This is a genomic window from Streptomyces sp. NPDC059853 (assembly GCF_042731495.1).
In the GTDB taxonomy this organism is placed as follows: domain Bacteria; phylum Actinomycetota; class Actinomycetes; order Streptomycetales; family Streptomycetaceae; genus Streptomyces.
Genome location: NZ_JBHWJL010000496.1, coordinates 1 through 2,282, shown reverse-complemented (window position 1 = coordinate 2,282; position 2,282 = coordinate 1). Strand labels below are relative to the sequence as shown.

At 70.5% G+C, this 2,282-nt stretch carries 3 protein-coding genes; all 3 read right to left on the bottom strand.

What is annotated here, in order from left to right; all coding sequences use genetic code 11:
- Positions 1-927 (bottom strand): R2-like ligand-binding oxidase (locus ACFV5N_RS27235; protein ID WP_385605026.1); only part of this gene is annotated, 927 nt, incomplete at its 3' end.
- Between the two features lie 32 nt (positions 928-959).
- Positions 960-2,000 (bottom strand): HAD-IIIC family phosphatase, encoded by a 1,041-nt coding sequence (locus ACFV5N_RS27230; protein WP_385605023.1) that lies wholly within the window; start codon positions 1,998-2,000, stop codon positions 960-962.
- A partial coding sequence (locus ACFV5N_RS27225) for an acyl-CoA dehydrogenase family protein (RefSeq protein WP_385605020.1) occupies positions 1,997-2,282 on the bottom strand: 286 nt, incomplete at its 5' end. The genes ACFV5N_RS27225 and ACFV5N_RS27230, both read right to left, overlap by 4 nt.

Sequence of the window (2,282 nt, the reverse complement as noted above, 5' to 3'; positions counted from 1 at the left end):
TGCGTCCGCCGCGCAGTTCGCGGAAGGCGGTGACCAGGACTTCCAGCACGGTGTCTTCGACGCCGTAGCGGGCCCCGGTGCGTTCGACGGCCGTCCCGCGCACTCGGTGGCGTACTCCAGCAGATCGCGCATCACCAGACCGAACAGATCGGCCGGGTAGTCGCGGGTGGCGTGCTGGATCTGCCGGATGGCGTGCGGCAGCAGCTCCCGCATCCGCCGGGTGACGATCTGCCAGTTGCCGGGGTCGGCCGCCACCAGGCGGCGGCAGGTGTAGGTGCCCCACGCCATGTGCCGCCGCTCGTCGTCCCGGATCCGGGAGATCATCTGCCGCATGCCGGGGAAGATGTCCAGCTCGGTGCAGATCCGGGTCCAGGCGAAGTACCCGGTCAGCGCCAGCACGCCCTCCACCACGTGGTTGTAGGTGACCGAGGCCCGCACCTGGTTCTGCGGCGTCGGCTCGTGCCGCAGCCGGTCCAGCGACTCCGGCAGCGCGTCGAAGAAGATCCGCCGGTAGCCCGGGTTGTCGGCCACCAGGCCGTTCAGGTCCTCGTGCAGGCCCACCGCGTCCAGCCACATCCGGAAGACCTCGGTGTGCTTGGCCTCCTCGTAGCAGAACTGGGTCAGATACATCTCGTCCGCCAGCCGGCCCTCGTGCGACATGGCGGCCATGAACGGCTGGAGATCGTGGGTGACGGCCTCCTCGCCCGCCAGGAACATCGCGCACAGGCCGGTGAACGCCTCGCGCGAGACCTCGTCGAGCCGCGCCCAGTCCTCGGCGTCGCGGGAGAAATCCAGATCGGCCGGGTTCCACGCCTTCGCGTGGCCCTTCCGGAACAGCCGCAGCGGCAGACTGTCGAAGTCCAGCCCGCCCCGGGCCAGCGCCGAGAAGTCCTTGCGCTGGGGCTGCCGTAGTTCGTGCGCGGTCATGATGGCTCCTTCCAGCCGGGGGAGGGGTGGGGTCAGCCGCCGATGCGGAGGTCGAGGTACGGGGGCGGCTGCGGCACCTCGGCGTCGGGCGCGGTGAGCACCAGCGCGTCCCCCGCCCGGCCGGTCTCCTCGAAACCGGCGAAGCGGTAGGTCACGTACATCACGCGATTGCGGTCGGTGGGTACGAAGGCGGCCGTCAGCCGTGCCCCGTTCTCCCGTGCCAGCCGCATCACATGGTGCAGCAGCACGGTGCCCACGCCCCGGTTCATCACCCGGCAGGACATCAGCAGCAGCTTCAGCCGCCACTCGGGCCCGGCCGTTTCCACCAGGGCCAGCCCGATCCGGCCGTAGCTGCCGAACCGGTCCTCCAGCCCTGCCATCAGCAGCAGATGGTCCTCGGACGCCGACAGCGCCTCCAGTTCCTCGTAGGAGTAGGTGGCACCGGTGGAGTTGAGCTGATTGGTGCGCACCGTCAGCTCCTCCGCCCGCTGGAGGTCGCTCACCTGCGCGCGGTCGATGGTGAAGACCATGCCGAGGGTGGCCAGGAACTCCTCGCCCGCGCCCTCGAAGCTCTCCTCCGCCCGCACCCGGGCCTCGCTGCTGCGGTACATCTCCCGGCGCCGGGAGGCGTCCTCGGTGCGGAAGCGCGGGGTGAACTCCGGGCGGTCCGGCAGTTCGGCCGCCGTGTCCGCGTGCACGCACAGCACCTGGGGGTGGGCGAACGCCACCTCCTCCAGTTCGAAGGGCTGGTCGTCGATGAACGCCAGCGCGTCGATCCCGATGTTGAGGGACTTGGCGACCGCCTCCACCGACACCGACTTGGGGCCCCAGGTGATCTGCGGGGCCAGGAAGTAGTCGGCGACGCCCAGTTCCGTCAGCCGCCGCATCGCCACCTCGTGGTCGTTGCGGCTGGCGACGGAGAGCAGGATGCCCCGCTCGTCCAGCGCCCGCAGGGTCTCCAGCACCCCGGGACGCAGGTGGACGTCCCCGTCCTCCAGCAGCACCCCGTCCCACACGGTGTGGTCCAGGTCCCACACCAGGCATTTGACGCGGCCCCGGCCGTCCCCGGTCATGAGGCTCCCCCTTCCGGTGTCCGCGGGCGCCCGGCGCCGGCGGAGGTCAGCGCATGCTGCGCGATGAGAATTTCCTGGATCTGGGAGCTGCCCTCGATGATCTCCATGATCTTGGCGTCCCGGAACAGGCGGTTCGCCGGATGCCCGTCGGAGCAGCCCACCGCGCCGTGGATCTGCACCGCGTCGGTGTCCGCCCGTACGGTGCCCAGGGGCGTGATGAGATCGCACTGGCCACGGTCCACGCGGAGCACCCGCCCGGGCATCAGGTCCTGTGCGGCGTTC

Excerpts from the sequence above, each read along its gene's own strand:
- ACFV5N_RS27230 (WP_385605023.1), bottom strand. The coding sequence starts at position 2,000 with ATGACCGGGGACGGCCGGGGCCGCGTCAAATGCCTGGTGTGGGACCTG.